At 69.8% G+C, this 26,802-nt stretch carries 25 protein-coding genes; 19 read left to right on the plus strand and 6 right to left on the minus strand.

Annotated elements, in window-relative coordinates; translation table 11 throughout:
• The first annotated feature begins 134 nt into the window (after window positions 1–134).
• The 15 genes from AC2IPW_RS24340 (at window position 135) to sfnG (ending at window position 18,444) form a co-directional block, all read left to right on the plus strand.
• Window positions 135–1,766: an ABC transporter substrate-binding protein gene (locus AC2IPW_RS24340; RefSeq protein ID WP_054371823.1), complete on the plus strand. Its 1,632-nt coding sequence runs from the start codon at window positions 135–137 to the stop codon at window positions 1,764–1,766.
• Window positions 1,767–1,769: 3 nt separating this feature from the next.
• The gene (locus AC2IPW_RS24345) at window positions 1,770–2,801 is read left to right on the plus strand and encodes an ABC transporter permease (RefSeq protein ID WP_416062197.1); all 1,032 of its coding nucleotides are present in this window, start codon (window positions 1,770–1,772) and stop codon (window positions 2,799–2,801) included.
• Window positions 2,794–3,687, plus strand: a complete 894-nt coding sequence (locus AC2IPW_RS24350; protein ID WP_054371821.1) for an ABC transporter permease — start codon at window positions 2,794–2,796, stop codon at window positions 3,685–3,687. The genes AC2IPW_RS24345 and AC2IPW_RS24350 overlap by 8 nt, the downstream gene beginning before the upstream one ends.
• Window positions 3,684–5,285 (plus strand): dipeptide ABC transporter ATP-binding protein, encoded by a 1,602-nt coding sequence (locus AC2IPW_RS24355; RefSeq protein ID WP_486375887.1) that lies wholly within the window; start codon window positions 3,684–3,686, stop codon window positions 5,283–5,285. Before AC2IPW_RS24350 ends, AC2IPW_RS24355 begins: the two co-directional genes overlap by 4 nt.
• Window positions 5,275–6,378 (plus strand): LLM class flavin-dependent oxidoreductase, encoded by a 1,104-nt coding sequence (locus AC2IPW_RS24360; protein ID WP_054371819.1) that lies wholly within the window; start codon window positions 5,275–5,277, stop codon window positions 6,376–6,378. The genes AC2IPW_RS24355 and AC2IPW_RS24360 overlap by 11 nt, the downstream gene beginning before the upstream one ends.
• A gap of 14 nt (window positions 6,379–6,392) precedes the next feature.
• Window positions 6,393–7,763 (plus strand): NtaA/DmoA family FMN-dependent monooxygenase, encoded by a 1,371-nt coding sequence (locus AC2IPW_RS24365; RefSeq protein ID WP_054371818.1) that lies wholly within the window; start codon window positions 6,393–6,395, stop codon window positions 7,761–7,763.
• Window positions 7,760–8,536, plus strand: a complete 777-nt coding sequence (locus tag AC2IPW_RS24370; protein WP_054371817.1) for a DUF1684 domain-containing protein — start codon at window positions 7,760–7,762, stop codon at window positions 8,534–8,536. Before AC2IPW_RS24365 ends, AC2IPW_RS24370 begins: the two co-directional genes overlap by 4 nt.
• Window positions 8,533–9,687 carry an LLM class flavin-dependent oxidoreductase gene (locus AC2IPW_RS24375; protein WP_054371816.1) on the plus strand — a complete coding sequence of 385 codons (1,155 nt, stop codon included), beginning with the start codon at window positions 8,533–8,535 and terminating at the stop codon, window positions 9,685–9,687. The genes AC2IPW_RS24370 and AC2IPW_RS24375 overlap by 4 nt, the downstream gene beginning before the upstream one ends.
• Window positions 9,688–9,929: 242 nt before the next feature.
• Window positions 9,930–10,508 carry a hypothetical protein gene (locus AC2IPW_RS24380; RefSeq protein ID WP_395704397.1) on the plus strand — a complete coding sequence of 193 codons (579 nt, stop codon included), beginning with the start codon at window positions 9,930–9,932 and terminating at the stop codon, window positions 10,506–10,508.
• Window positions 10,509–10,681: 173 nt separating this feature from the next.
• The gene (locus AC2IPW_RS24385) at window positions 10,682–11,854 is read left to right on the plus strand and encodes an LLM class flavin-dependent oxidoreductase (protein WP_054371814.1); all 1,173 of its coding nucleotides are present in this window, start codon (window positions 10,682–10,684) and stop codon (window positions 11,852–11,854) included.
• A gap of 1 nt (window position 11,855) precedes the next feature.
• Entirely contained in the window at window positions 11,856–13,070 is a 1,215-nt protein-coding gene (locus AC2IPW_RS24390) for an SfnB family sulfur acquisition oxidoreductase (RefSeq protein ID WP_054371813.1), read from the plus strand.
• 122 nt (window positions 13,071–13,192) lie between these two features.
• On the plus strand, window positions 13,193–14,410 hold the full coding sequence (locus tag AC2IPW_RS24395) for an acyl-CoA dehydrogenase family protein (RefSeq protein WP_054371812.1): 1,218 nt from the start codon (window positions 13,193–13,195) through the stop codon (window positions 14,408–14,410).
• Window positions 14,407–15,819, plus strand: coding sequence for an LLM class flavin-dependent oxidoreductase (locus tag AC2IPW_RS24400; protein WP_486375888.1), 1,413 nt, complete (start codon window positions 14,407–14,409; stop codon window positions 15,817–15,819). Before AC2IPW_RS24395 ends, AC2IPW_RS24400 begins: the two co-directional genes overlap by 4 nt.
• A gap of 29 nt (window positions 15,820–15,848) precedes the next feature.
• Window positions 15,849–17,222, plus strand: a complete 1,374-nt coding sequence (locus AC2IPW_RS24405) for a styrene monooxygenase/indole monooxygenase family protein (protein WP_486375889.1) — start codon at window positions 15,849–15,851, stop codon at window positions 17,220–17,222.
• A 100-nt stretch (window positions 17,223–17,322) separates the two neighbouring features.
• Window positions 17,323–18,444, plus strand: coding sequence for a dimethylsulfone monooxygenase SfnG (gene sfnG / locus AC2IPW_RS24410; protein ID WP_054371809.1), 1,122 nt, complete (start codon window positions 17,323–17,325; stop codon window positions 18,442–18,444).
• A gap of 10 nt (window positions 18,445–18,454) precedes the next feature.
• Here the strand turns inward: sfnG and AC2IPW_RS24415 are convergent, their stop codons facing one another.
• The 6 genes from AC2IPW_RS24415 to AC2IPW_RS24440 form a co-directional block, all read right to left on the minus strand.
• Entirely contained in the window at window positions 18,455–18,946 is a 492-nt protein-coding gene (locus AC2IPW_RS24415) for an NADPH-dependent FMN reductase (protein ID WP_486375890.1), read from the minus strand.
• A gap of 222 nt (window positions 18,947–19,168) precedes the next feature.
• Window positions 19,169–19,681 carry a winged helix-turn-helix domain-containing protein gene (locus AC2IPW_RS24420; RefSeq protein ID WP_040272936.1) on the minus strand — a complete coding sequence of 171 codons (513 nt, stop codon included), beginning with the start codon at window positions 19,679–19,681 and terminating at the stop codon, window positions 19,169–19,171.
• A 101-nt stretch (window positions 19,682–19,782) separates the two neighbouring features.
• Window positions 19,783–20,346, minus strand: coding sequence for a flavin reductase family protein (locus tag AC2IPW_RS24425; RefSeq protein WP_486375891.1), 564 nt, complete (start codon window positions 20,344–20,346; stop codon window positions 19,783–19,785).
• A gap of 64 nt (window positions 20,347–20,410) precedes the next feature.
• The gene (locus AC2IPW_RS24430) at window positions 20,411–20,482 is read right to left on the minus strand and encodes a putative leader peptide (RefSeq protein WP_372446906.1); all 72 of its coding nucleotides are present in this window, start codon (window positions 20,480–20,482) and stop codon (window positions 20,411–20,413) included.
• A gap of 95 nt (window positions 20,483–20,577) precedes the next feature.
• On the minus strand, window positions 20,578–21,405 hold the full coding sequence (locus tag AC2IPW_RS24435) for a nitroreductase family protein (RefSeq protein ID WP_486377064.1): 828 nt from the start codon (window positions 21,403–21,405) through the stop codon (window positions 20,578–20,580).
• Between the two features lie 94 nt (window positions 21,406–21,499).
• Window positions 21,500–22,618 (minus strand): LLM class flavin-dependent oxidoreductase, encoded by a 1,119-nt coding sequence (locus AC2IPW_RS24440; protein ID WP_486375892.1) that lies wholly within the window; start codon window positions 22,616–22,618, stop codon window positions 21,500–21,502.
• Window positions 22,619–23,110: 492 nt separating this feature from the next.
• Here AC2IPW_RS24440 and AC2IPW_RS24445 point away from each other — a divergent pair, with 492 nt between their 5' ends.
• Genes AC2IPW_RS24445 through AC2IPW_RS24460 form a run of 4 tightly spaced genes read left to right on the plus strand, consistent with a single transcriptional unit; the run spans window position 23,111 to window position 26,683 of the window.
• Window positions 23,111–24,175, plus strand: coding sequence for an isopenicillin N synthase family dioxygenase (locus tag AC2IPW_RS24445; RefSeq protein WP_486375893.1), 1,065 nt, complete (start codon window positions 23,111–23,113; stop codon window positions 24,173–24,175).
• A complete protein-coding gene (locus AC2IPW_RS24450) occupies window positions 24,172–25,011 on the plus strand; it encodes a MetQ/NlpA family ABC transporter substrate-binding protein (protein WP_371382742.1) in 840 nt (279 codons plus the stop codon). The genes AC2IPW_RS24445 and AC2IPW_RS24450 overlap by 4 nt, the downstream gene beginning before the upstream one ends.
• Window positions 25,008–26,018: a methionine ABC transporter ATP-binding protein gene (locus AC2IPW_RS24455; protein WP_486375894.1), complete on the plus strand. Its 1,011-nt coding sequence runs from the start codon at window positions 25,008–25,010 to the stop codon at window positions 26,016–26,018. The genes AC2IPW_RS24450 and AC2IPW_RS24455 overlap by 4 nt, the downstream gene beginning before the upstream one ends.
• The gene (locus tag AC2IPW_RS24460) at window positions 26,015–26,683 is read left to right on the plus strand and encodes a methionine ABC transporter permease (RefSeq protein WP_416062214.1); all 669 of its coding nucleotides are present in this window, start codon (window positions 26,015–26,017) and stop codon (window positions 26,681–26,683) included. Before AC2IPW_RS24455 ends, AC2IPW_RS24460 begins: the two co-directional genes overlap by 4 nt.
• Window positions 26,684–26,802: the final 119 nt, after the last annotated feature.

The raw sequence follows: 26,802 nt of genomic DNA on the forward strand, positions 1-26,802 counted from the left end.
TCGGGCCTCTGTCGCCCACGGTCCTGTCGCGCCTGAGCGGCGCCTTCCAGTCGAAGAACTACGACCGTCTGCCCGGCCGGTGGCATCGCGAAGCGCGGTGCCACCGGCGCCTCACGAGATCATGGAGTTCCCCGGTGCCTGTTCCGTTCACCTCTGCCGCCCGACGTCGCGCCGTCGCGGGCGCCACCGCCGCAATCCTCGCCGGTGGGCTCGCCGCGTGCGGCACCGACACGGCGGGCACTTCCTCCGGTGGCGGCACCCCGCAGCCCGGCGGCACCCTGCGCTACGGCCTGTCCCAGGCCCCCACGTGTGCCGATCCCGCGCAGGCCGGCAGCAACCAGACCATCTACGTCACCCGTCAAATCGTCGACTCGCTCACCGATCAGGACCCCGGGACCGGTGAACTGAAGCCGTGGCTCGCCGAAAGCTGGGAGGTGAACGGGAACGCCTCGGCGTTCACGTTCCGGCTGAAGGACGGCGTGACATTCAGTGACGGCACCCCGTTCACCGCGGAGTCGGTGAAGAAGAACTTCGACGCGATCGTCCAGACCCTCACCGGCGCCAAGGCAGCGCTGGCGGCGAGCTACCTGTCGGGGTACACCGGCACCACGGTGCTCGATCCGCTCACCGCCCAGGTGTCCTTCGCCGGTCCGAACGCGCAGTTCCTGCAGGCGTCGTCGACGCTGCAGCTCGGCTTCCTGTCCGACAGCGACGTCGCGAAGTCCGCGGAGGAACGCTGCGCCGGCAACCTGTCCGGCACCGGTCCCTTCGTCTACGAGGACTACCAGCAGGACAAGTCCGCCACGCTGGTCAAGCGCACCGGATACGCGTGGGGATCCGACGTGTTCGCGCACGACGGCGAGGCCTACCTCGATCGCATCGAGTTCACGATCGTCCCGGAGTCCGGTGTACGCACCGGCAGCCTCGCATCCGGCCAGCTCGACGCGATCAGCGATGCGCTGCCGCAGGACGCTTCCCAGATCGAAGGCAGCGGCGGACGGATCCTCACCACACCGAACCCGGGTGTTCCGTTCGGTTTCCAGCCGAACGTCACCCGTGGCGTCCTGACCGATCCGGCGGTGCGCGCCGCGATCGTGCCGGCCCTCGACCGCCAGGAACTCGTCGACACCGTCCTCGGCCCCGATTTCCGGCCCGCGACCAGCACCCTCGCCTCCCGCACCCCTGGCTACGTCGCGCTCGACGACGTCGCCTACGACCCGGAGAAGGCGAAGTCGATCCTCGACGCCGCCGGCTGGGTTCCCGGCCCGGACGGCATCCGTGCCAAGGACGGCAACCGCCTGTCCTTCTCGGTGTTGTTCAGTTCGGTGTTCGCCGGCAACCAGGCGATCCTCGAGCTCGTGCAGCAGCAGCTGCGCGGGGTCGGTATCGACCTGCAGCTCGACCTGGTCTCCACCCCGGAAGCCACTGCCCGGCAGGGTGCGAAGGACTTCGACGCCACCTACTACAACAGCACGCGCGCCGACGGCGACATCCTGCGCACCACGTTCGGACTCGACGGGCGCAACCTCAACAACCGCGGCCCGATCCCGGCACTGGACGAGGTCCTGTCTGCGCAGCTGCGCACCACCGACCCGGCCGAACGCGGCGAGCTGAGCGAGCAGGCACAGCAGCTCGTCCTCGACAACGGCCTGTGGCTGCCGACCGTGGAGCTGTCCCAGGCCATCGGTGCGGCGGGGGCGGTGCAGGACCTGAAGTTCGAGGCCTCCGCCCGGTTGCAGTTCTTCGACACCTGGCTGAGCGAGTAGACCATGGCCAGGTATCTCGGCTCCCGGCTCGTGCAGGCGCTGCTGGTGCTGTGGGCGGCGTTCACCGTCTCGTTCGGCGTGCTGTACCTGCTGCCGTCCGACCCGGTGAGCATCGCGGTCGACGGCGCCGGCAGCGGCACACCGGTGGATGCGGCCGCTGTCGCGCAACTGCAGGAGCGGTACGGGCTCGACCGGCCGTTGTCGGGGCAGTACCTCACTGCGCTGAGCAACGCCGTCCGGGGGGACTTCGGCATCTCGATCGTCACGGGACAACCCGTGACCGAAGCGATCGCCGCCGCCGTACCCAGCACCCTGGCCCTGGCCGCGGTCGCCCTGGCGCTCGCCGTGCTCCTCGGCACCTCGATCGCGTTCGTCGCCACGTACACGCGCGCCCGGTGGCTGCGCAGCACGCTGTTCTCGCTGCCGCCGCTCGGTGTCGCGGTTCCGACCTTCTGGGTGGGACTGCTTCTACTCCAGCTCTTCTCGTTCCGGATGAAGCTGCTTCCGGCATTCGGCGACCAGGGCATCGAGCATCTGGTGCTGCCCGCGATCACCCTCGCGCTCCCCACCGGGGCGGTGATCGCGCAGGTCCTCGCCGCGAGCCTGCAGACCACATGGCGGCAACCGTTCGTCGAAGCAGCTCGCGCCAAGGGCGCGTCCCGGTGGCGCATCCAGACCCGGCACACACTGCGGCTGTCCAGCATCCCCGCATTCACCATCGCCGGGGTGACGGTCGGTAACCTGTTGGCGGGGTCCGTGGTCGTCGAGACGGTGTTCTCCCGCGCCGGTGTCGGTCGACTGACCCAGACTTCGGTTCTGGCGCAGGATATTCCCGTAGTCCAGGGCATCGTGGTCTTCAGTGCGGTGATCTTCGTGCTCGTCAACCTCGCGGTGGACCTGGTCTATCCGCTCATCGATCCGCGCATCGCCGACGGCCGTCGCGGCGGCGGTTCGCCCTCGCATCCGACGCCCGCCGAGTTGACCACCGAACTCACCGGCTTCGCGGTGGAGGAGGAGAGGAAGGCTCATGTCTGACGTCCTGATCCGGGAACCGGTCGCCGCATCCGCGCAGGCCGCGGCCGGGCCACACGGACCGTCCCGGCTCCGGGGAGCGACGAGCGCCCTGCGCCGCTACGGGATTCTCGTGGTCTCGACGACTGTGCTGTTCCTCGCCGTCGGCTTCGCTCTGTTCCCTTCGGTCTTCGCGTCCGGTGATCCGCTGCAGGGCGTCCCGGCCGACAAGTTGCAGGGGCCGTCCGCGGCGCACTGGTTCGGCACCGACAACATCGGGCGCGACGTGTACACCCGGGTCGTGCACGGTGCGGGCCTGTCCCTGACCGCGACGCTCGTCGCCGTCGGAATCGCTCTCGTCGTCGGCTCGCTCGTCGGGTTGCTCTCCGGTGCGGTCGGCGGAGCGGTCGACGGGCTACTCATGCGGGTCGTCGATGTTCTGCTGTCCATCCCTGCACTGCTGCTGTCCCTGGCGCTCGTCACCGCCCTCGGATTCGGCACCATGAACGTGGCGATCGCGGTCGGCGTCGGGCTCGTCGCGAACTTCGCCCGCGTCATGCGGTCGGAGGTCCTGCGCGTGCGCCGCGCCCTGTACGTCGAGGCGGCGTTCGCATGCGGTGCCCGCTGGCACACCGTCCTGCGCCGGCACGTGCTGCGCAACTCGTACGCCCCCGTCGTCGCGCTCGCGGCGGTCGAGTTCGGCATGGCCGTGCTCGCCGTGTCGTCGCTGAGCTTCCTCGGCTTCGGCGCGGTGCCGCCCACCCCGGAATGGGGATCGTTGATCTCCGAAGGCAGGAACTACCTGGCCACTGCCTGGTGGATGACGACACTGCCCGGCCTGGTCATCGTGGCGGTCGTCCTGTCGGCGCACCGCCTCGGTCACGCCATCGAAGAACGGAGCACTCGATGACCGCGCCCCTGCTGGACGTACGCGACCTGCGGGTCGAGTACGGCAGCCGTCGCGACCCGGTCACCGCGGTGGACGGAGTCGGCTTCACGCTTTCCCGGGGTGAGGTCGTCGCGGTGGTCGGCGAGTCCGGTTCCGGCAAGTCGACGACCGCACATGCGATCCTCGGCCTGCTGTCGGGTAGCGGCCGGATCACCGGCGGTACCGTCACGTTCGACGGGCAGCGACTGGACTCCCTGCCCGAACGCGCCTTCGAGAAGGTGCGCGGTGCCCGCATCGGACTCGTGCCACAGGACCCCACCACGTCCCTGAACCCGGTCGTCCGCATCGGTGACCAGGTCGCCGAGGTCCTGCGTATCCACGGTCTCGCCGACCGGCGCACCGCGAAGACCGACGCGCGGCGCATCCTCGCGGAAGCCGGGCTCGACGATCCCGAACTCCGTGCCAGGCAGTACCCGCAGGACCTGTCCGGCGGGCAGCGGCAGCGCGTGCTCATAGGCATCGGGCTCGCATGCCGGCCGGACCTCGTCATCGCCGACGAGCCGACCAGCGCCCTCGACGTCACCGTGCAGCGGCGCATCCTCGACCACCTCGACAGCCGCATCGCCGAGACCGGTACCGCGGTCCTGCTCATCACCCACGACCTCGGCGTCGCCACCGACCGCGCCGACCGCATCGTCGTGATGAGCCAGGGCCGGATCGTCGAGGCCGGGCCGGCCCGGCAGATCCTCGAGGACCCCCGGCACGAGTACACCCGGGCGCTCGTCGCCGCCGCACCGAGCCTTGCCGGCGCCGCGGCCCGGCCCGGCCGCGGACCCGCGGAACCCCTGCTCACCGTGTCCGGGGTCTCGAGGACCTTCCGCATCGACCGGCGCACGTCGCTCGAGGCGGTGCGCGACGTCTCCCTCTCGGTTCCGCGCGGTCACACTCTGTCCCTGGTCGGCGAGTCCGGTTCCGGCAAGTCCACGGTGTCCCGCATCGCGATCCGACTGGAATCCGCCACGTCCGGGCAGGTCCGGTTCGACGGGCGGGACATCACCGCGCTGCGCGGCCGGGACCTGCGCGAGCTCCGCCGCCGGGTGCAGATCGTCCACCAGAACCCCTATGCGGCCCTGAATCCCAAGCTCCGCATTCGCGACATCGTGGCCGAACCGCTCGAAGCCTTCGGCATAGGCACGAAAAGCGAGCGCGCCGAACGTGTTGCGGAGCTGCTCGGGCAGGTGGCGCTGAGCACGGCACACCTCGAGCGCAGACCCGCGGAACTGTCCGGCGGACAACGACAGCGCGTTGCGATCGCCCGTGCGCTCGCGCTGCACCCGGAACTCCTCGTGCTCGACGAGCCCGTCTCCGCGCTCGATGTGTCGGTCCAGGCGCAGATCCTCGACCTGCTCGCCCGCCTGCAGGATGAGCTGGGGCTGAGCTACCTGTTCATCTCCCACGATCTTGCCGTGGTCCGGCAGATCAGCGACACCGTCGCGGTGATGCGGTCCGGCGAAATCGTCGAATCGGGAACCACTGCAGAGATTTTCGAAAGACCACAGCACGAGTACACGAAACTGCTGCTCGATGCCATTCCAGGGAAGGTTCGGCATGCCCGATAGTTCACAGTTGTTGCTCGCCCTCGAATTCCGCGGAACCGGCACGCATCCGCATTCGTGGCGTCGCACGGATTCACGCGCGGAGGACGTGTTCACCGCCCGCTACTGGGCGGATTTCGTGAGCCGTGCGGACCGTGCCGGCGTCGACCTGGCCTTCATCCCGGACTCGTTCGGTATCGACTCCGGTGCGGACACCGTGCGCGGCCGGCTCGAAGCGGTCGGCGTCGCCGCGCGCCTGTCCGCAGTCACCTCGCGGATCGGGCTGATCCCCACCGCGACGGTGACCCACACGGAACCGTTCCACGTGGCCAAGGCCGTACAAACCCTCGACCACACCACGGCCGGTCGTGCGGGGTGGCAGGTCGCCGTCTCCGAGGGCGAGGACCGGGCCGCCCTGTTCGGCCGCAAGGGCACCCAGGACACCGGCTCACTGTGGGCCGAGGCCGCCGAAGCCGCCGAGGTCGCGGCCCGCCTGTGGGACAGCTGGGAGGACGACGCCGAGATCCGCGACGTCGCCACCGGCCGGTTCGTCGACCGGGACAAGCTGCACTACATCGACTTCGTCGGCGAGCACTTCTCCGTCAAAGGTCCGTCGATCACGCCCCGGTCACCCCAGGGTCGGCCCCTCGTCGCGGTTGCGGTAGCGGACGAGAAGTCATTCGACTTCGCCGCGGAACGCGCCGATCTCGTGCGTATCGAGGCCGCCGACCTCGGGTCCGCCGCGAACCTGGCCGAGCGCCTGCGCGCGCAGGCCGGTGATCGGCGACCGGCGGTGCTGCTCGACATCGACGTGCTGCTCGCCGCGGACGACGCCACCGCCGCCGCGGACCTGGCCCAGCTCGAGAACTGGGCCGGCGCTGCCTACACGCCGGAGTCGCTGTTCTACCTCGGCGGCCCGGCCGGGCTGCTCGCACTCCTCGGGGACGTGGACGGCCTGGACGGCGTGGTGCTACGTCCGCTGGCCCTCGCCGGTACGGTCGCGGCGCTCACCGAACGGGTCCTGCCGGTGTTGCGGCCACAGGTCCCGACGTCCACCGGAACCCTGCGGGACCGTCTCGGCCTGCCGCGCCCCGCCAACCGCTACGCCACCGCCTGAGGAGGACGATCACCATGCCGCAGAACACCGTTCGAAAACAAGTCCACCTGGCCGCGCACTTCCCGGGCGTCAACAACACGACCGTGTGGGCGGATCCCGAATCGAAGAGCCAGATCGACTTCGAGTCCTTCCTGCACCTGGCCCGGACCGCAGAACGCGGACTGTTCGACTTCTTCTTCCTGGCCGAGGGACTGCGGCTGCGCGAACACCGCGGCCGCATCCACGATCTCGACGTCGTCGGTCGGCCCGACACCCTCACAGTTCTCGAGGCCCTCGCCGGTGCGACGACCCACCTCGGGCTCGCGGGCACGATCAACACCACCTTCAACGAGCCGTACGAACTGGCCAAGCAGTTCGCCACCCTCGACCATCTGTCCGACGGCCGCGCCGCGTGGAACCTCGTCACCTCCTCCGACGCCTTCACCGGTGAGAACTTCCGGCGTGGCGGCTATCTCGACCACTCGCAGCGCTACGTCCGCGCCCACGAGATCGTCGACGTCACCCGGCGGCTGTGGGACGGCTGGCGACCCGGAGCACCGGTCGTCGACCGCGAAAACGGCATCTTCGCGGCGGATTCCGACATCGCTCCGTTCGACATCCACACCACGCAGTTCGACATCTCCGGGCGGTTCGAGGTGCCACGCAGCCCGCAGGGACACCCGGTGCTCCTGCAGGCCGGCGACTCGGACGAGGGCCGCGAATTCGGCGCCGCCAAGGCCGACGCCATCTTCACCGGCCACGGCACCCTCGAGGAGGGCCACGCCTTCTACGCCGACATCAAGGGTCGCCTCGCGAAGTACGGGCGCAGCCACGCCGACCTGAAGGTCCTGCCGGCTGCGACGTTCGTCCTCGGCGACTCCGCGGAGGATGCGGCCGAGCGGGCCCGCCACATCCGGCTGCAGCAGGTGAGCCCGCAGACCGCGATCGCGTTCCTCGAGCAGGTGTGGGGCCGCGACCTGTCCGGGTACGACCCCGAGGGGCCGCTGCCGGACGTCGAACCGGAGGACAACCTGAACATCACGCGCGGCCGCGTCCGCCACGCCAAGGATCCGCGCGCCGTCGCGCTGGCCTGGCGGGAGAAAGCCGAGGCCGAGCAGCTCAGCATCCGCGAACTGATCATCGAGGTCACCGCGCGGCAGCAGTTCGTCGGCACGCCCGAACACGTCGCCGCCGAGATCGACCGCTATGTGCAGACCGACGCGAGCGACGGCTTCATTCTGGTTCCGCACCTCACCCCCGGCGGCCTCGACGAATTCGTCGACAAGGTCGTGCCGCTGCTGCAGGAACGCGGCAGTTTCCGCACCGAGTACGAGGGCACCACCCTGCGCAGTCACCTCGACCTGCGCCACCCGCACGAGATCGACGAAGGAGTCCAGGCATCGTGACCACCACACTCGACCGAGAGACGTTCACCGAGGACTGGCGGAGCTGGCACGCAGCCCGTGAGGAGGCGCTGCGCAGCCCGGACGGCTGGCTCAGCCTGACCGGGCTGTACTGGCTGGACACCGAGCCCACGATCCTCGACGAGGTGCCCGGATCGTGGCGGGTGGACGGCGAGCGCGTGCTCCTCGAATCCGACGGCGGAACCGAGGTGCACGAGCCGATCGAGGGCGCACCCGGTGTCCGGGTCGCGGCCGGCGACGGCTACGCCGAGATCATCCGCCGCACCGGCCGGTTCGCCGTCCGCATCCACGACCCGAAATCGCCGGCTCTGGCGGCCTTCACCGGAATCCCTGCGTACGAGCCCGCGCCGGAGTGGGTGCTGCAGGGCCGTTTCGAGCCCTTCGATCAGGTGCGGACCGTCACCACCGGCGCCGTCGTCGACGGCCTCGAGCACCACCACAGCGCGGCCGGACTGATCCGCTTCAGCCACGACGGCTCCGAGCACCGCCTCGTCGCGTTCGGTGACGGCTCGGGTCCACTGCGCGTGCTGTTCACCGACGGGACCAGCGGCGTGACGACCTACCCGGCCGCGCGGATCCTCGAGGTCGCCGCGCCGACCGCCGACGGCTCGGTCACACTCGACTTCACCCGGGCCGCCAACCTGCCGTGCGCGTTCACCGACGCGGCGACGTGCCCTATCGCCCCGGAGGAGAACCGGCTGCCGTTCGCCATCGAGGCCGGCGAACGCACTCCACGCGACGAGGAGGCCCGGTGACGACCGCATCGAATCCGGTGCCGCTCTCGGTCCTCGACCTCTCCCCCGTCAGCGAGGGATCCACCACGGCGCAGGCGGTGCACAACACCGTCGACCTGGCCCGGAGGACGGAAGGCTGGGGGTACCGCCGGTATTGGGTGGCCGAGCACCACTTCGTCGCCGTCGCGTCGTCGTCGCCGGCCGTGCTGATCGGCGCAATCGCCGCCGCCACCAGCACGATCCGCGTCGGCGCCGCCGCGGTTCAGCTCGGCCACAACACCGCGGCCGGTGTGGTCGAGGCGTTCGGCACGCTGGACGCGCTGTATCCGGGCAGGATCGACCTGGGACTCGGCCGGTCGGGACAGCGCCGGGCGGAAGCGCTCGCGGCCGCCCGGTCCGGGGCCGCCGCACAGGAATCGCACCGCGCCACCGAGGTGCGCGACGGCCTTGTCATTCCGCCGCCGTACCAGCCCGGGCCGTTGCTGTCCTCCCCGCGCCTGGCCGCCGGGTTCGCCGCATTGCAGCAACCCGGGGCGCAGGCCCCGGACTTCGACGGGCAGGTGGACGACATCCTCGCTCTGCTGGACGGGACCTATCGCACCGAGGACGGGATCGAGCTGCACGCCAGCCCCGGCGAGGACGCAGACGTCGAGCTGTGGGTCTTCGGGACCAGTGCGGGGCCGTCGGCGTCGCTGGCTGGACGACTGGGCCTGCCGTTCGGTGCGAACTACCATGTCAGTCCCGGCACCACCGTCGAGGCGGTCGAGGCGTACCGCGCGGCGTTCCGCCCGTCCCGCTTCCTCGACCGGCCGTACGTGGTGGTGTCCGCCGACGCGGTCGTCGCCGACGACGACGCCACCGCGCGTGACCTAGCGGCCACGTACGGGCACTGGACGCACAGCATCCGGTCCGGCCACGGGGCCGTCCCGTACCCGGACCCGGCCACGTCGGCACCGCTGACCGACGAGGAGCGCAGCCTCGTCGACGACCGGCTGATCACCCAGTTCGTCGGCGCTCCCGCCACCGTGGCGGAGCGGCTCGAGTCGCTGCAGCGCGTCACCGGGGCGGACGAGCTCGTGGTCACGTCGGTGACGCACCGGCACGAGGACCGGTTGCGTTCGTACGAATTGCTGGCGCGCGAGTGGGGGCTCGCCGCGCTCCGCGCGGCCTGACCCCGGTGGTGAACCCACCCGGACGGCGGGTTCACCACCGAATCGAGCATTCCCGACCGATTGTGTAGGATATCTCCCATGGCACCCGAGACCGCAGCGACCGTCGTCGCCCGCTGGCGCCGTCGTCACGTCGATCTGGGCCGGACCTCCTCGGGCATCTGTACGGGCTGACCGCTCACAGCCCCTTCCGCCACGCCGAGCCGGAGTACCACCGGCGCGGCGCATGATCCAGGAGAAAACCCTTGTCGCACAAAGCTATCCGATCACTCGATCGCCCTCTGCGGATCGCCGTCGAGCTTGCCGGGCCCGAGGGCCCGCACTACTGGGCCGATCTGACCACCGGACGCGCCGACGAACCGGCGCTCGACCTGAGCGCCTCGCCGTCGAACGTGGTCCGGATCCGCGCCGCCGACCTGAGGGAGAGCGCGAAGCTCCGCGAACGGGCACGGTCCGAAGCCCGAGCCGACGGTCGCGATCCCGACAGCATCAGTGTCCTGGTCGATCTCGAGGTGCTCGTCGCCGAGGAGGCCCACAGCGCCCGCAAGCAGTATGCGCTGCTCGACGGCCGTCGTCGCGCAGACACCCTGTCCTACATCGGCACCCCGCACGGTCTCGCCGGATTGATCGCCGACATCCACACCACCCGCGTGGCCGACGGCGTGACCCTCCTCCCGCTCGGTGCCGAGTTCACGATCGAGCACATCGTCGACGGTACCCTGCCGTGGCTCGAATCACGGGGTCTGGCAACGCCATCACCCGCCGTGGTGGAGGTCCTGCGCCGCTTCGGTGCCGGGGACCGCGGGCTCATCCGAGCGTCCTGACCGTCGTTCGAGATGCGGGGCGAGAGTTCCTTACTCTCGCCCCGCCTTTCGTCGTCCGGTCCGCGTGTCCCGCTCGGCAGGCGGCGCCGGGAGGCGTCCGGCGAGGACCAGAATTGGAATCGGACCGATTTCAACCGTGGCCCGCGCTCCGCCCCGCCCTTAACCTCGCAACAATGTCCCTCGCATTCCATTGGTTTCTTCCCACCTACGGCGACAGCCGCCTGATCATCGGCGGCGGCCACGGAACGCCCGCCGGGGCGGCCCGCGGTGATCGGCGCGCCACCGTCGGGTACCTGGCGTCGATCGCCCGCGCCGCCGAGGAGTTCGGATTCGTCGGCGCACTCACCCCTACCGGCGCATGGTGCGAGGACGCCTTCCTCACCACGGCAATGGTGGCGCGCGAATCCGAGCGACTCGCCTTCCTCGTGGCGTTCCGTCCGGGACTGATCAGCCCCACCCTCGCCGCCCAGATGGCGGCGACGTTCTCTCTGCACGCCCCGGGGCGGATCCTGCTCAACGTGGTGGTGGGCGGCGAGGCCCACGAGCAGCGCGCGTACGGCGACCACCTCGGCAAGGACGAGCGGTACGCCCGAGCGGACGAGTTCCTCTCGATCGTCCGACGGCTGTGGGCCGGCGAGACCGTCACCCACTCCGGCACGCACCTGAACGTCTCGGAAGCCACGCTGGCCACGCTCCCGAGCCCTGTCCCCCCGCTGTACTTCGGTGGATCGTCCGCCGCCGCGGGCCCGGTGGCCGCCGAGCACGCCGACGTCTACCTCACCTGGGGCGAGCCGCCGGCGGCCGTCGCCGAAAAGATCGCATGGATCCGCGAACTCGCCTCCCGGCGCGGACGCACCATCCGGTTCGGCATCCGCCTGCACGTCATCACCCGGGACACCGCCGCCGATGCGTGGGCGCAGGCCGACCGGCTGATCGCGGCACTCGGCCCCGACACGGTGACCGCAGCACAGGCGGGTCTCGCACGCAGCGAGTCCGAAGGACAGCGCCGCATGCTCGCCCTGCACGAGAACAACCGGCGCAGCGGAGACTGGCGCGACGCCCGTAACCTGGAGGTGGCGCCGAACCTGTGGACCGGGGTGGGTCTCGTGCGCGGCGGGGCCGGGACGGCGCTGGTGGGCAGCCATACCGAAGTCGCCGACCGGATCGCCGAATACGCCGCGCTGGGCATCGACGAGTTCGTCCTCTCGGGATACCCGCACCTCGAGGAGTTGTACTGGTTCGGCGAGGGGGTGCTACCGGTCCTGCGGGAACGCGGCCTGTTCACCGGCGGTGCCGGCGGCGCCGTGTCCGGAAGCGTTCCCTTCCTTCCCGCCGGGGTCCGCTGAGATGGGCACTGCCGACGTCGCATCCGGAATCGCCAACGGCGACCACGCGCTCGAGACGGCCACGGTGCTGGGCCGGCGATTCGCCGAGAACGCCACGCTCCGCGACGCGAACCGCGAACTGCCGCACACCCAGATCCGCGAGTTCGCCGGATCGGGCCTCGGCGCGGTGACGGTGCCCCGCGCGTACGGCGGGATCGACGTGCCCACCGAGACCCTCGTGGAGATCTTCCGGCTCCTCGCCGAGGCGGATCCGAGTATCGCGCAGATCCCCCAGTCCCACTTCACCTTCCTCGAACTGCTCCGGTCGCAGGGAACCCCGGATCAGCAGGAGTTCTTCTACGGTGAGGTGCGGTCCGGAGCCCTGTTCGCGAACGCGCAGAGCGAACGGGGCCCCCACCCCGTCGACGTGGACACCACGGTGCTCGTCCCGTCCGGTGCGGATTTCACCCTCTCGGGCCGCAAGTTCTACAGCACGGGCGCCCTCTTCGCGGACTGGATCGCCGTGCGCGCCAGTGTGGTCGGCGACGGCGGCACCCCGGGCCGCGGCACTCCGAAGGCCGTGGCGTTCGTGCCCCGCGACGCCGCCGGGCTCACCGTCGTCGACGACTGGGACGGCATGGGGCAACGCACCACCGCCAGTGGCACCGTCACCCTCGACGGCGTGACGGTGCCCGCCTCGTCGATCGTCCCGTACTCGGGGTTGTTCGACGGGCCCACCACCTACGGGGCACGGGCACAGATCCTGCACGCCGCGATCGACGTGGGAATCGCGACCGGCGCCCTGCGCGAGGCGGTCGTGCAGGCCGGCCGCGCCCGTCCCCACTTCGAGGCGGGAGTCGACCGCGCGGTGGACGATCCGTTACTGGCTCAGCTCGCCGGGGAGGTGACGGTCACGGTGCGGGCGGCCCAAGCCCTGCTGACCGTCGCGGCCCGCTCGGTGGACTCCGCGCGCGCCGACCTCGACGCCGATACCGCCGCGGCGGCATCGATCGACGTCGCCACCGCGAAGGTCGCGGCGACCCGCGCCGCGCTCGAGGCCGCGAACGCGGTGTTCGAACTGGGCGGCACCCGAAGCGCATCCGGCGCGGCCAACCTGTCGCGCTACTGGCGCGACGCACGCACCCACACCCTGCACGACGCGACGCGCTGGAAGCTGCAGCACATCGGCCGTTGGACGCTGAACGGGACATCTCCACCGCGGCACGGGGTGATCTGAGGCGACTGCACGCCCGTTCCCCGGCGCCAGTATTGAACTCTGGCCGATCGCAACCGGTGCCATCGCGGGCCCGATTGTCCATCGTTGTGTCGACATCGACGCCACACCGAGGAGCATGACAGGTGAGCAGTTCAACGATCCAGACGCCGGCCGTGACCGACGACGAACTCCGGGAGCGCTTCCGGCCGATCTTCGACCGGATCGCCGAGGGAGCCGTCCAGCGCGAGCACGAGCGCCGGCTGCCGTTCCACGAGGTGCAGTGGCTGCGGGAGGCCCGTTTCGGCGCCCTGCGGGTGCCGGTCGAGTTCGGCGGCTTCGGTGCCACGGTCCGTCAGCTGTTCGACCTGCTGATCGACCTCGCTGCCGCCGAGTCGAACCTGCCACAGGCGCTGCGCGTGCACTGGAGCTTCGTCGAGGACCAGCGGCTCGCGGGTGACGAACGCGCCCGGCACTGGCTCGCGGCCACTGCGGACGGCACGCTCGTCGGCAACGCCATCACCGAACCGGGGGTCGGTGCCGCCGACCGCTACCGCACGACCCTCACCCGCAAGGGCGGCGACTGGGTTCTCGACGGAACCAAGTACTACAGCACCGGAAGCCTCTACGCCGACCACATCCTCGTCGCCGCGGACCGCGACGGCGAGCGGGTCTCGGTACTGGTGGACGCGCGGCAGGCGGGCGTCGAGCAGACCGACGACTGGGACGGTTTCGGCCAGCGGCTCACCGCGAGCGGTACCACCACCTTCAGGGGAGTCGTGGTTCCGGAGGACCGCATCCTCGGGCCCGGCTACGGCGCCCCGGGCCGCACCTACGCGACCGCCTACCTGCAGCTGGTGCAGCTCGCGGTGCTCGCCGGCATCGCCCGGCGGGCCGAGGCCGACGCCGTCGACTGGGTTCGGGCGCGCACCCGCACGTTCACCCACGCCGCGGCCGACCTGCCACGGCACGACCCGCTGGTCCAGCAGGTGATCGGGAAGCTGTCGGCCGCGGCCTTCGGTGCCCGCGCAGCCGTGCTCGCCGTCGCCGACGACCTCGACGTCCTTCTCGACACGGGCGCCGACGACCCCGAACTGCTCGACCGCGCCGAGGCTTCCGCCGCCCGCGCCCAGTCGGTGGTGATCGGGCTCGTCCTCGACGCGACGGCGCAGCTGTTCGAGGTCGGCGGCGCATCCATCACCTCGTCGGAGGCGGCGCTGGACCGGCACTGGCGCAACGCACGGACCGTCGCGGCGCACAACCCGCTGATCTACAAGCAGCAGGCCGTCGGCGCCCACGTGCTCAACGGGGATCCGCTGCCCTACGCGTGGAGCGCGGGCCGTCGCCCCGGAGTCATCGCGTGACCCGCCACATCCGCTTCAACGCGTTCGACATGAACTGCGTGGCCCACCAGTCCCCCGGACTGTGGCGTCACCCCGCGGACCGGTCGCACCGCTACACCGACCTCGGGTACTGGACCGAACTTGCCCGGCTCCTCGAACGCGGCCTGTTCGACGGCCTGTTCATCGCCGACGTGCTCGGCACGTACGACGTCTACGGCGGCACCGACGAGGCGGCGCTGCGACAGGGGGCGCAGATCCCGGTGGCCGATCCGCTCCTGCTCGTCTCGGCGATGGCCGCGGCGACCGAGCATCTCGGCTTCGGGATCACCACCGGAACAGGATTCGAGCATCCCTACCCGTTCGCGCGGCGGCTCTCGACCCTCGACCACCTCACCCGGGGCCGCATCGGATGGAACGTCGTCACCGGATACCTGCCGTCCGCGGCCCGCAACTTCGGCGAAGCCGACCAGCTCGATCACGACACCCGCTACGACCATGCCGACGAGTACCTCGAGGTGCTCTACAAGCTGTGGGAGGGCTCCTGGGAGGACGACGCCGTCGTCCGCGACGCCGAGCGCGGCATCTACATCGACCCGGAGAAGGTGCACCACATCGGGCATCGCGGTCCGCATTTCACGGTGCCCGGCATTCACCTGTCCGAACCGTCACCGCAGCGGTCCCCGGTGATCTATCAGGCCGGGGCGTCGCCGCGCGGCGTGCGCTTCGCGGCGGAGAACGCGGAGGCGATCTTCGTCGGGCCGCCGTCCAAGCGGGTCCTGCGCGACACCGTGGCCCGCATCCGGGCCGCGCTCGTCGACGCCGGCCGCGATCCGTACTCCGCGCGGATCTACGCCCTCGCCACGATCGTCACGGACGCCACCGACGAGGCGGCCGCGGCCAAACACGAGGAGTACAAGCGGTACGCCAGCCTCGAAGGCGCGCTGGTGTTCACCTCCGGCTGGATGGGTATCGACCTGTCCCGCTACGACCTCGACGAGCCGATCGGCAACGTCGAGAGCAACGCCATCCGCTCCGCGGTCGCGGCCTTCCAGGAGGCCGACGACGACGGCCGTGAATGGCGCGTCCGCGACATCGCCGAGTGGGCGAGCATCGGCGGACTGGGCCCCCGCTTCGTCGGCTCCGGCGAGTCCGTCGCCACCCAATTGCAGGAGTGGGTGGCCGAAACCGACGTCGACGGGTTCAACCTCGCCTATGCCGTCACGCCCGGCTCGTTCGAGGACATGATCACCCACGTCGTCCCCGTCCTCCAGGAGCGCGGTGCCTACCCGACGACCTACACAGAGGGAGCGCTGCGCCACAAGCTCTTCGGCAAGGGCGACCGTCTCCCCGACGAGCATCGGGGCGCCCGCTACCGGCTCGGCGCGTCCCTCTCGACCGTGACCGACCGCTACCGCGCCTACGTCGGCTGATCCATCACCGCCCATCACGAGGAGATTCCATGACCACCACTCGACGTTCCGTCGCCGTCGTCGGCGCCGGACTGGCCGGGACCACGGCCGCGCTCGGCTTCCTCGATGCCGGATTCGACGTCACCGTCTTCAGCGACCGGGATCGCGAGTCGCTGCGCAACGACGTGCCGGCGACCGGAACGGCCGTCTACTTCGGCAAGTCCCGTGAGTCCGACGCCCGGATCATCGAGGATCTGTACGCCGACGGACCCCATTCGACCGGCATGAGCACGCGCCTGTACTCGGGCGACGGCGACACCCGCACCGAGGTCCTCGAGTTCGACCCGGATTTCCGGTACGTCGCGCAGGGCGTCGACGTCCGGCTGCGGGCGGACGACCGGCTGGGCCGTTTCCTCGACCGGGGTGGCCGGTTCGAGGTGCGCGCGGTGACGCCGGAGAATCTCGATGCGATCGCCGCCGAGCACGACCTGACGCTCGTCGCGACCGGCAAGGGCGGCCTGTCGTCGCTGTTCCCCGTCGACGCCGAGCGCACCGTCTACCGCGAGCCCCAGCGCAACCTGCTGCTGGTGACGCTCCGGGGACTCGGGCACGGTCCGGACACGTGGGGTTACCGCTCCGAGGCGGGGGGCGCCCACAACCTGTTCAACCTGCACACCGAGTACGGCGAGGCCTGGCTCGGCCCGTACCTGCACAAGGACGCGGGTCCGACGTGGAGCTTCCTCGGCTTCGCCAAGCCGGGCAGCCCGTGGGTCGAGCGGTTCGAGGCGGTCACCGACGTCCACAGCGCCCGTCGCACCGTCGTCGAGCTGTACCGCGACTACTTCCCGCAGGACGCCCCCGAGGTGGAGAAGCTCGAGGTCATCGAGGCCGATCCGCACTCCTGGCTGCGCGGGTCCGTCACCCCGACGGTGCGGCGGGCGGTGGGCCGCACGGCCGGGGGCCACGTCGTCGCCGCGATCGGCGACACCGCCATCGCGTTCGACCCCATCGCCGGCCAGGGCGCACAGAACACCGTGGTGCAGGTGGCGGCGCTGATCGAGGCGGCACGCGGCCACGAGGGCGAGTTCACCGCCGACTGGCTCACGGATCAGTTCGAAAAGCACTGGGACACCCGCGGTCACGCCGCCGCGGAGGTGACCCGGTTGTTCCTCGGCGATCCGAAGTACGCCGTGCACGCGGAGTTGCTCTTTCCCGCGGCGACCGTGAGTGAGCCGGTGGCCGCCGCGCTGTTCGGGTTCCTGTCCGAACCCGGCACGCTGCTCGGCATCGACACCCGCGACGACGTGCTGGCATTCATCACCGCGCATGCCGGCGAGCCGGCCGAGGACGTGCTGGCGCGGTTCCAGCCGAGCGGCGGCTTCAGCGCGTCGCCGCTCGCCGGCGCCGCGGTCCAGCCCGCCTGACGACGACCCGGTCCCGACCGTCGCGACCGCTCGCGACGGTTGGGATCGGGTTGATTCCAACGATTGGGTGCGGCAGGTGCGGACGCTTGAATTGGTGCCCATGTCGACCGAACACATCACCCCCGAGATCAAATTCGCCTACTGGGTGCCCAACGTCAGCGGAGGCCTGGTCACCTCGAACATCGAACAGCGGACCAGCTGGGACTACGACTACAACGTCCGGCTCGCCCGCACCGCCGAGAACAACGGCTTCGAGTACGCCCTCAGCCAGGTGCGGTACGAGGCCAGCTACGGTGCGGAGTTCCAGCACGAGTCCACCAGCTTCTCCCTCGCTCTCCTGCTGGCCACCGAGCGCCTGAAGGTGATCGCCGCCGTCCATCCCGGACTGTGGCAGCCGGCGGTGCTCGCCAAACTGGGTGCCACCGCCGACCAGCTCTCCGGCGGCCGGTTCGCTGTCAACGTCGTCAGCGGCTGGTTCAAGGACGAGTTCACCCACCTCGGCGAGCCGTGGCTCGAGCACGACGAACGCTACCGCCGCAGTGCCGAGTTCCTGCAGGTGCTGCGCAAGATCTGGACCGAGGACGATGTCGACTTCCGCGGCGACTTCTACCGCATCCACGACTTCACCCTCGAGCCCAAGCCCGCCAACACGCCCGAGCGGCCCAATCCCGAACTGTTCCAGGGCGGTAACTCCACCGCCGCGATCGCCAACGGTGGGCGCTACGCGGACTGGTACTTCAGCAACGGCAAGGACTACGACGGCATCAGCGAGCAGATCGCCGACCTGCGCGCCGTCGCCCGCGAGCACCAGCGCGAGGTCAAGGTCGGCCTCAACGGGTTCATCATCGCCCGTGACACCGAGAAGGAAGCGCGCGACACTCTCCGCGAGATCATCGAGAAGGCGAACCGCCCGGCGGTCGAGGGCTTCCGCGGCGCCGTGCAGCAGGCCGGTGCGTCCACCGGGGACAAGAAGGGCATGTGGGCCGACTCGACATTCGAGGACCTGGTCCAGTACAACGACGGCTTCCGCACCCAGCTCATCGGCACGCCCGAGCAGATCGCCCACCGCATCGTCGAATACCGCCGGCGCGGAGTCGATCTCATCCTGTCCGGCTTCCTCCACTTCCAGGAGGAGATCGAGTACTTCGGCGAGAAGGTGCTGCCGCTCGTGCGCGAACTCGAGGCCGCGGATCAGGACGACCGCGAGCCCGTGGTCGTCTGACCCGGCCCGCTCACCGCCACGCGGATCGCAGGACAGGCGTCCAGCGTTGGGCGTAGTCCGCGATCCGCGTGTCGGTCGTGTACGTGGATTCGAGCAGGTACAGACCCGGCGCCGGGGTCGTGGCGCCGAGTTCGACGAGCACCGGCTTGAGCAGCAGGTCCGGGGCCAGGGCGTGGGCCGGGCCGGCGCCGAGCATGAGCGGCACGGCGGTGACGTCGCGCAGGCCGTCGCTGGTGGCGAACTGGTCGAGGAACAGCTTGAGGATGCCCGTGTAGGCGGCCTTGGAGGTAGGGCTGGCGAAGACCACGAGGTCCGAGTCGGCGACGGTCTCCACCGCCGCCGTGACGGCATCGTCACCCCAACCGAGCAGACCGGGCCCGAGGGTGATCACGTCGACGGCGTGGTCAGGTGCGGAGCCGGTGAGCTCCGTGGCCAGGAGGGTGGCGGCGTCGAGGGTGCGGGAGCCGGGCTTGGGGTTGCCGGCGACGACGGTGGTCTTCACGCAGGTGCCTTTCCAGGTACATTCGGGGTATCCCGGTGCGGTGCGCTGCCGGGAGGTTCTGGTCGGACCGCGCTCACCATGTGCACAGCTCTATCACCGCGCGGGTGGTGGCGACGTCCGGCCACCGGACCTCGGTGAACAGCCGCCGCAGTAGACCTAGCGTCTCCGATTCGGGGGCGGCCGCCGAAGGGCGACCTGCGGGGAGGTCGTCGTGCCCGGGCGTCATGCGCACCGCCTCGTCAGCAGTTCCGTGATGTGAACGGCCGGGTGCGGGTCGAAGCGGTATCCGCTGCCGCGGACCGTGGAGATGATGCTGCCGAACTGCTGCAATTTGGTCCTGATCCGGGAGACGTGGACATCGACGTTCCGGCCGCGACTGTCCACCTCCCGCACCCCGGTGCCGAGGTCGCGCAGGACGGCCCGGGACACCACGGTCCTCGGGTTGCGGACGAGATAGGCGAGGATCTCGAACTCGCTGTGGCTGAGCAGCACTCGCCGGCCGTCGAGCAGGACGTCGCGGGCGGGAAGGTCGATGATCAACGGGATGGGGGTCGGGCTGAGCACCGTATGGGTGCTCACGCCCGGAACCAGATCCTGGGCGGCCTCGCGAAGGGCGTCGGCGAGCGCCGCCAGGTCACGCGAGGAGTGTGTTCCGATGTCGGGCAGTCGCAGGACGAGAACGAGTTCGGCACCGGCGTCGGTGACTACGTCATTGCGAGTGGCGAGGATTTCCATGTGAGGCTCCGGTCGAGGAGGGGATCCGACGAGCTGACGGGCGATGCGGTGTGGTGACAGCTCGGACACTCGTTCCGGATACTCGGCAGGCGACTCATGATTCACTCCTCCAATGCGACGGGGCGGTGGTAGGCGCCCTCGTGGTAGAGCAACGGAATACGCTTGCCCTCCGCCGGATTCGGGTCCTGGTGCGCACGAACCACGACACCGACGACCAGAGTGCTGTCACCGAGCTGAATCAACCGGTCGACGACAACCCGGAGCCAGACCGGCGTGCCGTGTAGGACGGGTTCACCGGATTCGAGTCGGGTCCAGAGCGACTCGTCGGAGAACCGCTCCGACGCGCTGCGCGCGAAGCGCTGCGCGAGATGCTGCTGATGGTCGCCCAACAGGTGGATCACCAACGACTCGGCCGAGCGGACGGCGCCGATGCTCGACGACGTGTCGGTGATGTTGAACGAGACCAGCGGCGGATCGAGGGAGAGCGAAGCGAAGGACGTCGCAGTGAACCCGACCGGGCCGGAGCCGGATTCGAGAGTGACGATCGTGACCCCGGCGGGGTGCCGCCGAAGGGCCGAGCGGTATTCGTCGCTACGGACGCCCGGAACGTGCTCCGATGCGGCGGTGGCGGAGTATTCGAGGGCATTCGACATAGACAGGGACATAGCCGTTCCTTGAAGGAGGTACATACCGAGACGGAGGGAGGAATCGGGAAGATACGTACTCAGGTCAGCAGGCACAGAGACACGAGCGGGTGCGGCACAGGTCCACGTGCCTGCGGCTCCACGCTGTTTCGTTCATAGTGCTCGATCCTCACCTGTCTGCAGTCGATCGCGGCCGTGCCCGACGGTCTTCGTCAGGGCACAGCCGAGGCGGTGCCGGAGTTGCCGGCGCCCCTAGTTCGTCGGGAAACCCCTTTCGCGCAACGCGTCTCGAATTCGACGGCGCGATCCCAGCGTACCCGGATCCGTCAGTCGTGCCACGATTCGTCCGGTCCAGCTGCCCGGCAGGCCCTGTCCACGGTAGAAGTCCTCGGCGCGGGTGTCGTACCGAGCGATACCCGCGTCCTGCGCCTCGAGTCGGTAACGGTCTCGGTGGCACACCACGTCGAAACCGAGTCGCGGCTCGACCTCGGCCTTCTCCGCCGGATCGGGGAAGCCGACCGAGAGGCCGACGACCGGGAAAACCCGCTGCGGCAGTTCCAGGACGTCGGCGACGCGCTCGGGCTCGTTGCGGATGCCGCCGATATACGCGGTGCCCAGGCCGATCGATTCCGCCGCGACCACGGCATTCTGCGCGGCCAGGGCCGCGTCGACCACGCCGAGCAGGGTGCCCTCGGCGAAGTCCGCATTGACGAGTTCTCGGCCGTGGACCGTAGCGATGCGCTCCCAGCGTGCGAAGTCTGCGAGCCAGACCAGGAAGAGCGGCGCGCGGCGGACCGCATCCTGATCGCCGGCAAGGGTGGCGAGCGCATCGATCCGCTCGCGGTCGGTGACGGCGACGACGGACCACAGCTGCAGATTGCTCGAGCTGGCCGCGGACGACGCGGCGGCGACGACGGCGCGCAGATGGTCCTCGGGGACGGGACGGTCGAGGAACCGGCGCACCGACCGGTGCGCCAGCCGAGTCGCCAGCACCTCGTTCCAGGGGCCGGCCGTGTCGGCAGCACCGAAGCGTCGTTCGAGGGCATCGCGCCGGTCGAGTGCATCGGAGCGAGCGACCACCCGATCCGCGCCGGCGCCGGGGTTCGCTGTGAGTGGGTGGGACGTGGTCACGGGTGGAGCCCTTCTGGCCGGTTCCCGGCCGGTCGACGGATCGCTATCGGCTGCCCACCGGCGAATCGGTGGTGAACCCTCTGGCGCGCTCGGTGTCGGATTCGCTCCACAGCGTCGTCGGCGGTACCTCGGCGCGCACCAGCGGTACGACCTCCTCGGCGAATCGACGCAGGGTGTCCTTCTGGCGTCCGAAGTCGAGCACGTGGTTGACGGATACGGATTGGAGGACGTGGCCGAAGCACTCGTGGTAGTCGAAGATCTTCTCGGCCACGCGGTCCGGGGAACCGACAAGGGCCGGACCCCGCTCGACCGCCTCCTCGATCGTGCGGAAGCTGGTGGTCTTGCCGACGGCGTCCGGATCGTGTTTCCTCTTGTCGGCCTGGCGTACCATGCCTTCGTAGATCGGCCGGTACTCCTCGATCGCCTTCTCCGTGGTGTCCGCGAGGAACAACCCGCCCGAACCCGAGCCGACGTAGGCCTTCGCCGGGTCGTGACCGTGTGCGGCGAAGCGCTCGCGGTATCGATCGATCAGGACCTTGTAGTTCTCCCGCGGCTGCAGGGCGTTGGCCGTCACGATCGGGTCTCCCCACTTCGCCGCCAGGTCCACGGCGCGCGCCGACGTGGCAGATCCGTGCCAGATGCGGAACGGCCCGTCGAACGGGCGGGGCAGCGTCGTGACATCGGCGAGTGCCGCTCGGTACGAACCCGACCAGTCGACGTGTTCCTCCCGCAGCAACCGGCGCAGCAGTTCGTAGTTCTCGGTGAGGTAGTCGTACTGCTTGCCGATGTCGAGGCCGAACAGGGGGTACTGGAGCACCTCGTTGCCCTTACCGATGACGATCTCGAGGCGGCCCCGGCTCAGCTGATCGATGGTGCACAGATCCTCGGCGACGCGCACGGGATCGAGCACCGACAGCACGGTCACACCCGTGGACAACAGGATCCGCTCGGTGGCCTGTGCGATGGCACCGAGGACGACGGTCGGGCTGGACGAAAGCACGTCGCCGGCATGACGTTCGCCGATCGAGTAACTGTCGATGCCGAGCTGCTCGGCGAGCACCGCCATCTCGACGACGCGGTTCAGGCGGTCCGCGGGAGCGACGACGTCGCCGGTGACCGGATGCGGTGGGTTGAAGATGATGTCCAGTATCTGGAAGCGCACGAACTACAGAGTCTGCCGTCCCGGTGGGCGTCCGCGAAGGGTTGTCCTCGAGGTGATCGGAACCGTTGCGCCCGGCCGGACACGTCGCCGTCTCGGCATCGGCGTCACGGTAGCCGTGCACCGGGGTGCGGACCAGGATTGCGATCGTCGTGATCCGAAATCGGTGCAGGTCGGACCCGCCCGAAAGGGCGTGGGTTGTCCGAGACCCGTCCAATGGATAGCGTGACCGTCCAGCAGCACCGAGGGCGGATTCCCGCCACGAACGGGCCGCGCCCGCGGCCCCTCGGAGGAAAGATGGTCGGCACCAGTCACGCGCAGGTCGTGATCGCATGCGTCGTGGGCACGCACGCCCCGGCGTGTTGTTGTCGCTGACAGCCGTCCCACCGGACGCACCCGCGTCTCCCGATACCGACATCTCCTCCGGCCGCCGATGCCGCGTTGCCCGTTTCCCGGGCACCCGGCGCTCGACGTGGCCCGAAAGGACTCCCCGCGATGCCTCCCTCGACCACCCTGCCCGTCGTCGACCTCACAGGCCTCGACGGCGATGCCGCCACCCGGGCCGCCCTGCTCGACCGGCTGCGCCGGGTCACGCACGAGGTCGGCTTCTTCCACCTGGCCGGCCACGGCATCGACCCGGCCCTCGCCGACCGGCTGATCGCGGCGGCACGCGCGTTCTTCGCCCTGCCCGACCCCGTGAAGCTGGAGATCGAGAACTCCCACTCACCTCATTTCCGCGGCTACACCCGCGTCGGGGGTGAACGAACCCAGGGATATGTGGACTGGCGCGAGCAACTCGACATCGGCCCCGAACGGGCTCCGGTGGCACAGTTCGACCCCCATCGGCCGTGGGAGGTGCTGCACGGTCCGAACCTGTGGCCCAGCCGGGTGCCGCAGCTGCGGCCGCTCGCGCTGCAGTGGATCGAACAGTCCGGCACGGTCGGCCGTAGACTCCTCCGCGCATGGTCCGAATCCCTTTCCGCACCAGCCCATTTCTTCGAGGGTGCGTTCACGGACCCCGATCCGCTGCTGAAGATCGTGCGTTACCCGGGCCACGACCGATCGATCACCGGACAGGGTGTGGGCAGTCACAAGGACGTGGGAGTTCTCACGTTGCTCTATCCGGAACCCGGAAGCACCGGCTTCCAGGTGGAGATCGACGGTACCTGGGTCGACGTCGAACCCCTGCCCGGACACTTCATCGTCAACATCGGCGAGCTCCTCGAACTGGCCACCGGCGGCTACCTGAAGGCGACGACGCACCGGGTCCTTCCGCCGGCTCCCGGCACCGACCGGGTATCCCTACCGTTCTTCCTCAATCCCGCACTGGATCGGGCGTTGCCGCATGTGCGACTGCCTGGCGCACTCGCCGCCGAGGCCCGCGGCGTCGGTGCGGACGAGCACGGTGACGCCTTGCACGCCGTGTACGGGCTCAACGCACTCAAGTCACGACTGCGGGCACACCCCAACGTCACCGAGCGCCATCACGCCGACCTCTCGAATTCCCCCCTCATCGCCGGCCGGCCCGGCGATGTCGACGAAAGCGAACACTCCGAATGACTCTGCGCCGCAACCTGTCCTTGGTCTCCGCCGTCGCCCTCGCCACCGGACTGGCCGCCTGCTCCGCCTCCGGGACCGGCGAGGACACGCTCGTGATTTCCGCCTCCGCGACACCGCACGTCGAAATCCTGGAACACGTGCGGCAATCCGGTGCGCTCGGTGACGTCGTCCTCGACATCAAGCCCGTAACCGGCGAGGTGGACCCGAACGAGTTGCTCGAAGCCGGTGACGTCGACGCCAACTTCTTCCAGCACCACCCGTACCTCGCCGACTGGCAGCAGCAGAAGGGCGTGGACAACCTCGAGTCGGCCGCCGCCGTACACCTCGAACCGCTCGGCCTGTACTCGAACAAGATCGCCGCGGTCGCGGACCTGAAGAACGGCGACACGATCGCGCTGCCGAAGGACACGACCAATTTCGCGCGCGCGCTCTACCTCCTGGAGTCGGCGGGCCTGCTCGAACTCGACAAGCCGCTGTCCGAAGCGGACATCGCGACGGTCACTGCCGCGAACATCGTCTCGAATCCGAAGAACCTGAGGTTCGTCGAACTCGAACGCGCGCAGCTCGCGCGCACCGTCGACGATCCGGCGATCACGGCCTCGGTCGTCAACTCGAACTACGCGCTCGAAGCGGGGCTCAACCCTGCGGACGACAGCATCGTCCGAGAATCCGTCGACAACAACCCGTTCGAGAACATCCTCGTGGTGCGGTCGGAGGATGCGTCCGATCCCGCCGTCACCGCCCTCGCAGACGCCCTCGAGTCGCCCGAGGTCGCTGCCTGGATCGCCGAGAACTACGACGGCGCAGTCGTACCCGTCCACGAGGTCGGGGCGTGATCGTCGTCGACGGACTCACCAAGTCGTACCCTGCAACGGGTAGCACCGGCACGATCGACGCACTCCGCGGAATCGACCTGAAGATCGAGGAGGGAGAAGTCTTCGGCATCGTCGGCCCCAGTGGTTCCGGCAAGTCCACGCTGCTGCGATGCCTGAACCTGCTGGAACGCCCCACGAGCGGACGCATCCTCCTGCGCGGCGAGGACCTCTCGCACCTGTCCGAAGGCCGGCTGCGCGCGTCCCGCCGCCGCATCGGCACCGTCTTCCAGCAGTTCAACCTCCTGCACTCCCGCACCGTCCGCGCGAACGTCGAGTTTCCGCTCGAGGTCGCCGGCGTACGGAGGACGGAGCGCCGGGACCGGGCCGAGATGTTGCTCGAGCTCGTCGGGCTCACCGACAAGCGGGACGCCTTCCCTTCGCAGTTGTCCGGCGGGCAGCAGCAGCGCGTCGGCGTCGCCCGCGCACTCGCCGCGGAGCCCGACGTACTGCTGTGCGACGAGGCGACCAGTGCCCTCGACCCGATCACCACGGAGCAGGTGCTCGATCTGATCGCGGCCGTCAACCGGACACTCGGCGTCACCATCGTCGTCGTCACCCACGAGCTGTCCGTGGTGCGCCGGATCTGCACGTCCGCGGCTCTGCTGGACGGGGGCCGCATCGTCGAATCCGGTCCCGTGGCCGATCTCGTAGCCGACCCCGGGTCCCGCCTCGGTGATGCGCTGCTGCCGGCGGGTGTCGGCGAGCAGAACGGTGACGTGACCGCGCTCGTCACCGCCCGCGGATCCGCCGTCGCCACGCCGTGGCTGTCCCGGCTCTCCCGCGGCGTCGGGGTCGACGTCGCGGTCGTCGGCGGCCGGGTCGACCGTGTCGCCGGTACCGATATCGGCAAGCTGCACGTGCGTTTCGACGGTGACGTGGATCGCGACGCGGTGGACCGATTCTTCGCCACCCTGCCCGACGTCACCGTCGCGTGGACGACCGGCGCCGTGGCGAGAGTAGGGGCATGAACAAACTCAGCTGGTACGACGCCCTGCCCGAGGTGTGGGCCGCCACGCTCGACACCCTCTACATGGTGGGCGTCGCCTTCCTCCTCACCGTCGTGGGCGGGGTGCTCGTGGGTGTTCTGCTGCACGTGACCGCGCCGGACGGGCTGCGCCCGATCCGACCGCTGTATCTCGTTTTGGGGGCCGTGGTCAACGTGTTCCGTTCACTGCCGTTCCTGGTCCTGCTGATCGCGCTGATCGGTGTGACCCGTCTGGTGGTCGGGACTGCGATCGGGCCGACCGCCGCGCTCGTCCCCTTGACGATCGGCGCGATCCCGTTCTTTGCCCGCATCGTCGAGAGCGCGCTGCGAGAGGTTCCGCGTGGGCGGGTGGACGCGGCCCGGGCCATGGGGGCCTCGAACCGGCAGATCGTCACCAAAGTACTTCTTTCCGAATCGCTTTCGTCTCTGATCTCGGGTTCCACCCTCACCGCGGTTCTGCTGGTCGGGTACTCCGCGATGGCCGGGGTCGTCGGCGGCGGCGGGCTCGGCGACTTCGCCATCGTCTACGGGTACCAGCGCTTCAACACCCCGGTCCTGATGGTCGCGGTGGTGGTGTTGGTCGTGCTCGTGCAGGCGCTGCAGACCGCGGGAGACGTCGCGGTGCGGGCGCTCGCACACCGGCGATGAATTTCGCTTCGCGGCGGCGCGGCCGTGCCTACTGCAGCATCAGCTCATATCGAATCGATATGAGGTGATGCCGAAACACCGTCTATCCGCGACGCGCGCCACCCGCCAGGGTGGAGACC

It is taken from the genome of Rhodococcus sp. NS-SX18 (assembly GCF_057367935.1).

Excerpts from the sequence above, each read along its gene's own strand:
- AC2IPW_RS24345 (WP_416062197.1), top strand. The coding sequence starts at position 1,770 with ATGGCCAGGTATCTCGGCTCCCGGCTCGTGCAGGCGCTGCTGGTGCTG.
- AC2IPW_RS24350 (WP_054371821.1), top strand. The coding sequence starts at position 2,794 with ATGTCTGACGTCCTGATCCGGGAACCGGTCGCCGCATCCGCGCAGGCC.
- AC2IPW_RS24355 (WP_486375887.1), top strand. The coding sequence starts at position 3,684 with ATGACCGCGCCCCTGCTGGACGTACGCGACCTGCGGGTCGAGTACGGC.
- AC2IPW_RS24360 (WP_054371819.1), top strand. The coding sequence starts at position 5,275 with ATGCCCGATAGTTCACAGTTGTTGCTCGCCCTCGAATTCCGCGGAACC.
- AC2IPW_RS24365 (WP_054371818.1), top strand. The coding sequence starts at position 6,393 with ATGCCGCAGAACACCGTTCGAAAACAAGTCCACCTGGCCGCGCACTTC.
- AC2IPW_RS24385 (WP_054371814.1), top strand. The coding sequence starts at position 10,682 with ATGTCCCTCGCATTCCATTGGTTTCTTCCCACCTACGGCGACAGCCGC.
- AC2IPW_RS24390 (WP_054371813.1), top strand. The coding sequence starts at position 11,856 with ATGGGCACTGCCGACGTCGCATCCGGAATCGCCAACGGCGACCACGCG.
- AC2IPW_RS24405 (WP_486375889.1), top strand. The coding sequence starts at position 15,849 with ATGACCACCACTCGACGTTCCGTCGCCGTCGTCGGCGCCGGACTGGCC.
- sfnG (WP_054371809.1), top strand. The coding sequence starts at position 17,323 with ATGTCGACCGAACACATCACCCCCGAGATCAAATTCGCCTACTGGGTG.
- AC2IPW_RS24420 (WP_040272936.1), bottom strand. The coding sequence starts at position 19,681 with ATGGAAATCCTCGCCACTCGCAATGACGTAGTCACCGACGCCGGTGCC.
- AC2IPW_RS24425 (WP_486375891.1), bottom strand. The coding sequence starts at position 20,346 with ATGTCCCTGTCTATGTCGAATGCCCTCGAATACTCCGCCACCGCCGCA.
- AC2IPW_RS24445 (WP_486375893.1), top strand. The coding sequence starts at position 23,111 with ATGCCTCCCTCGACCACCCTGCCCGTCGTCGACCTCACAGGCCTCGAC.
- AC2IPW_RS24450 (WP_371382742.1), top strand. The coding sequence starts at position 24,172 with ATGACTCTGCGCCGCAACCTGTCCTTGGTCTCCGCCGTCGCCCTCGCC.
- AC2IPW_RS24460 (WP_416062214.1), top strand. The coding sequence starts at position 26,015 with ATGAACAAACTCAGCTGGTACGACGCCCTGCCCGAGGTGTGGGCCGCC.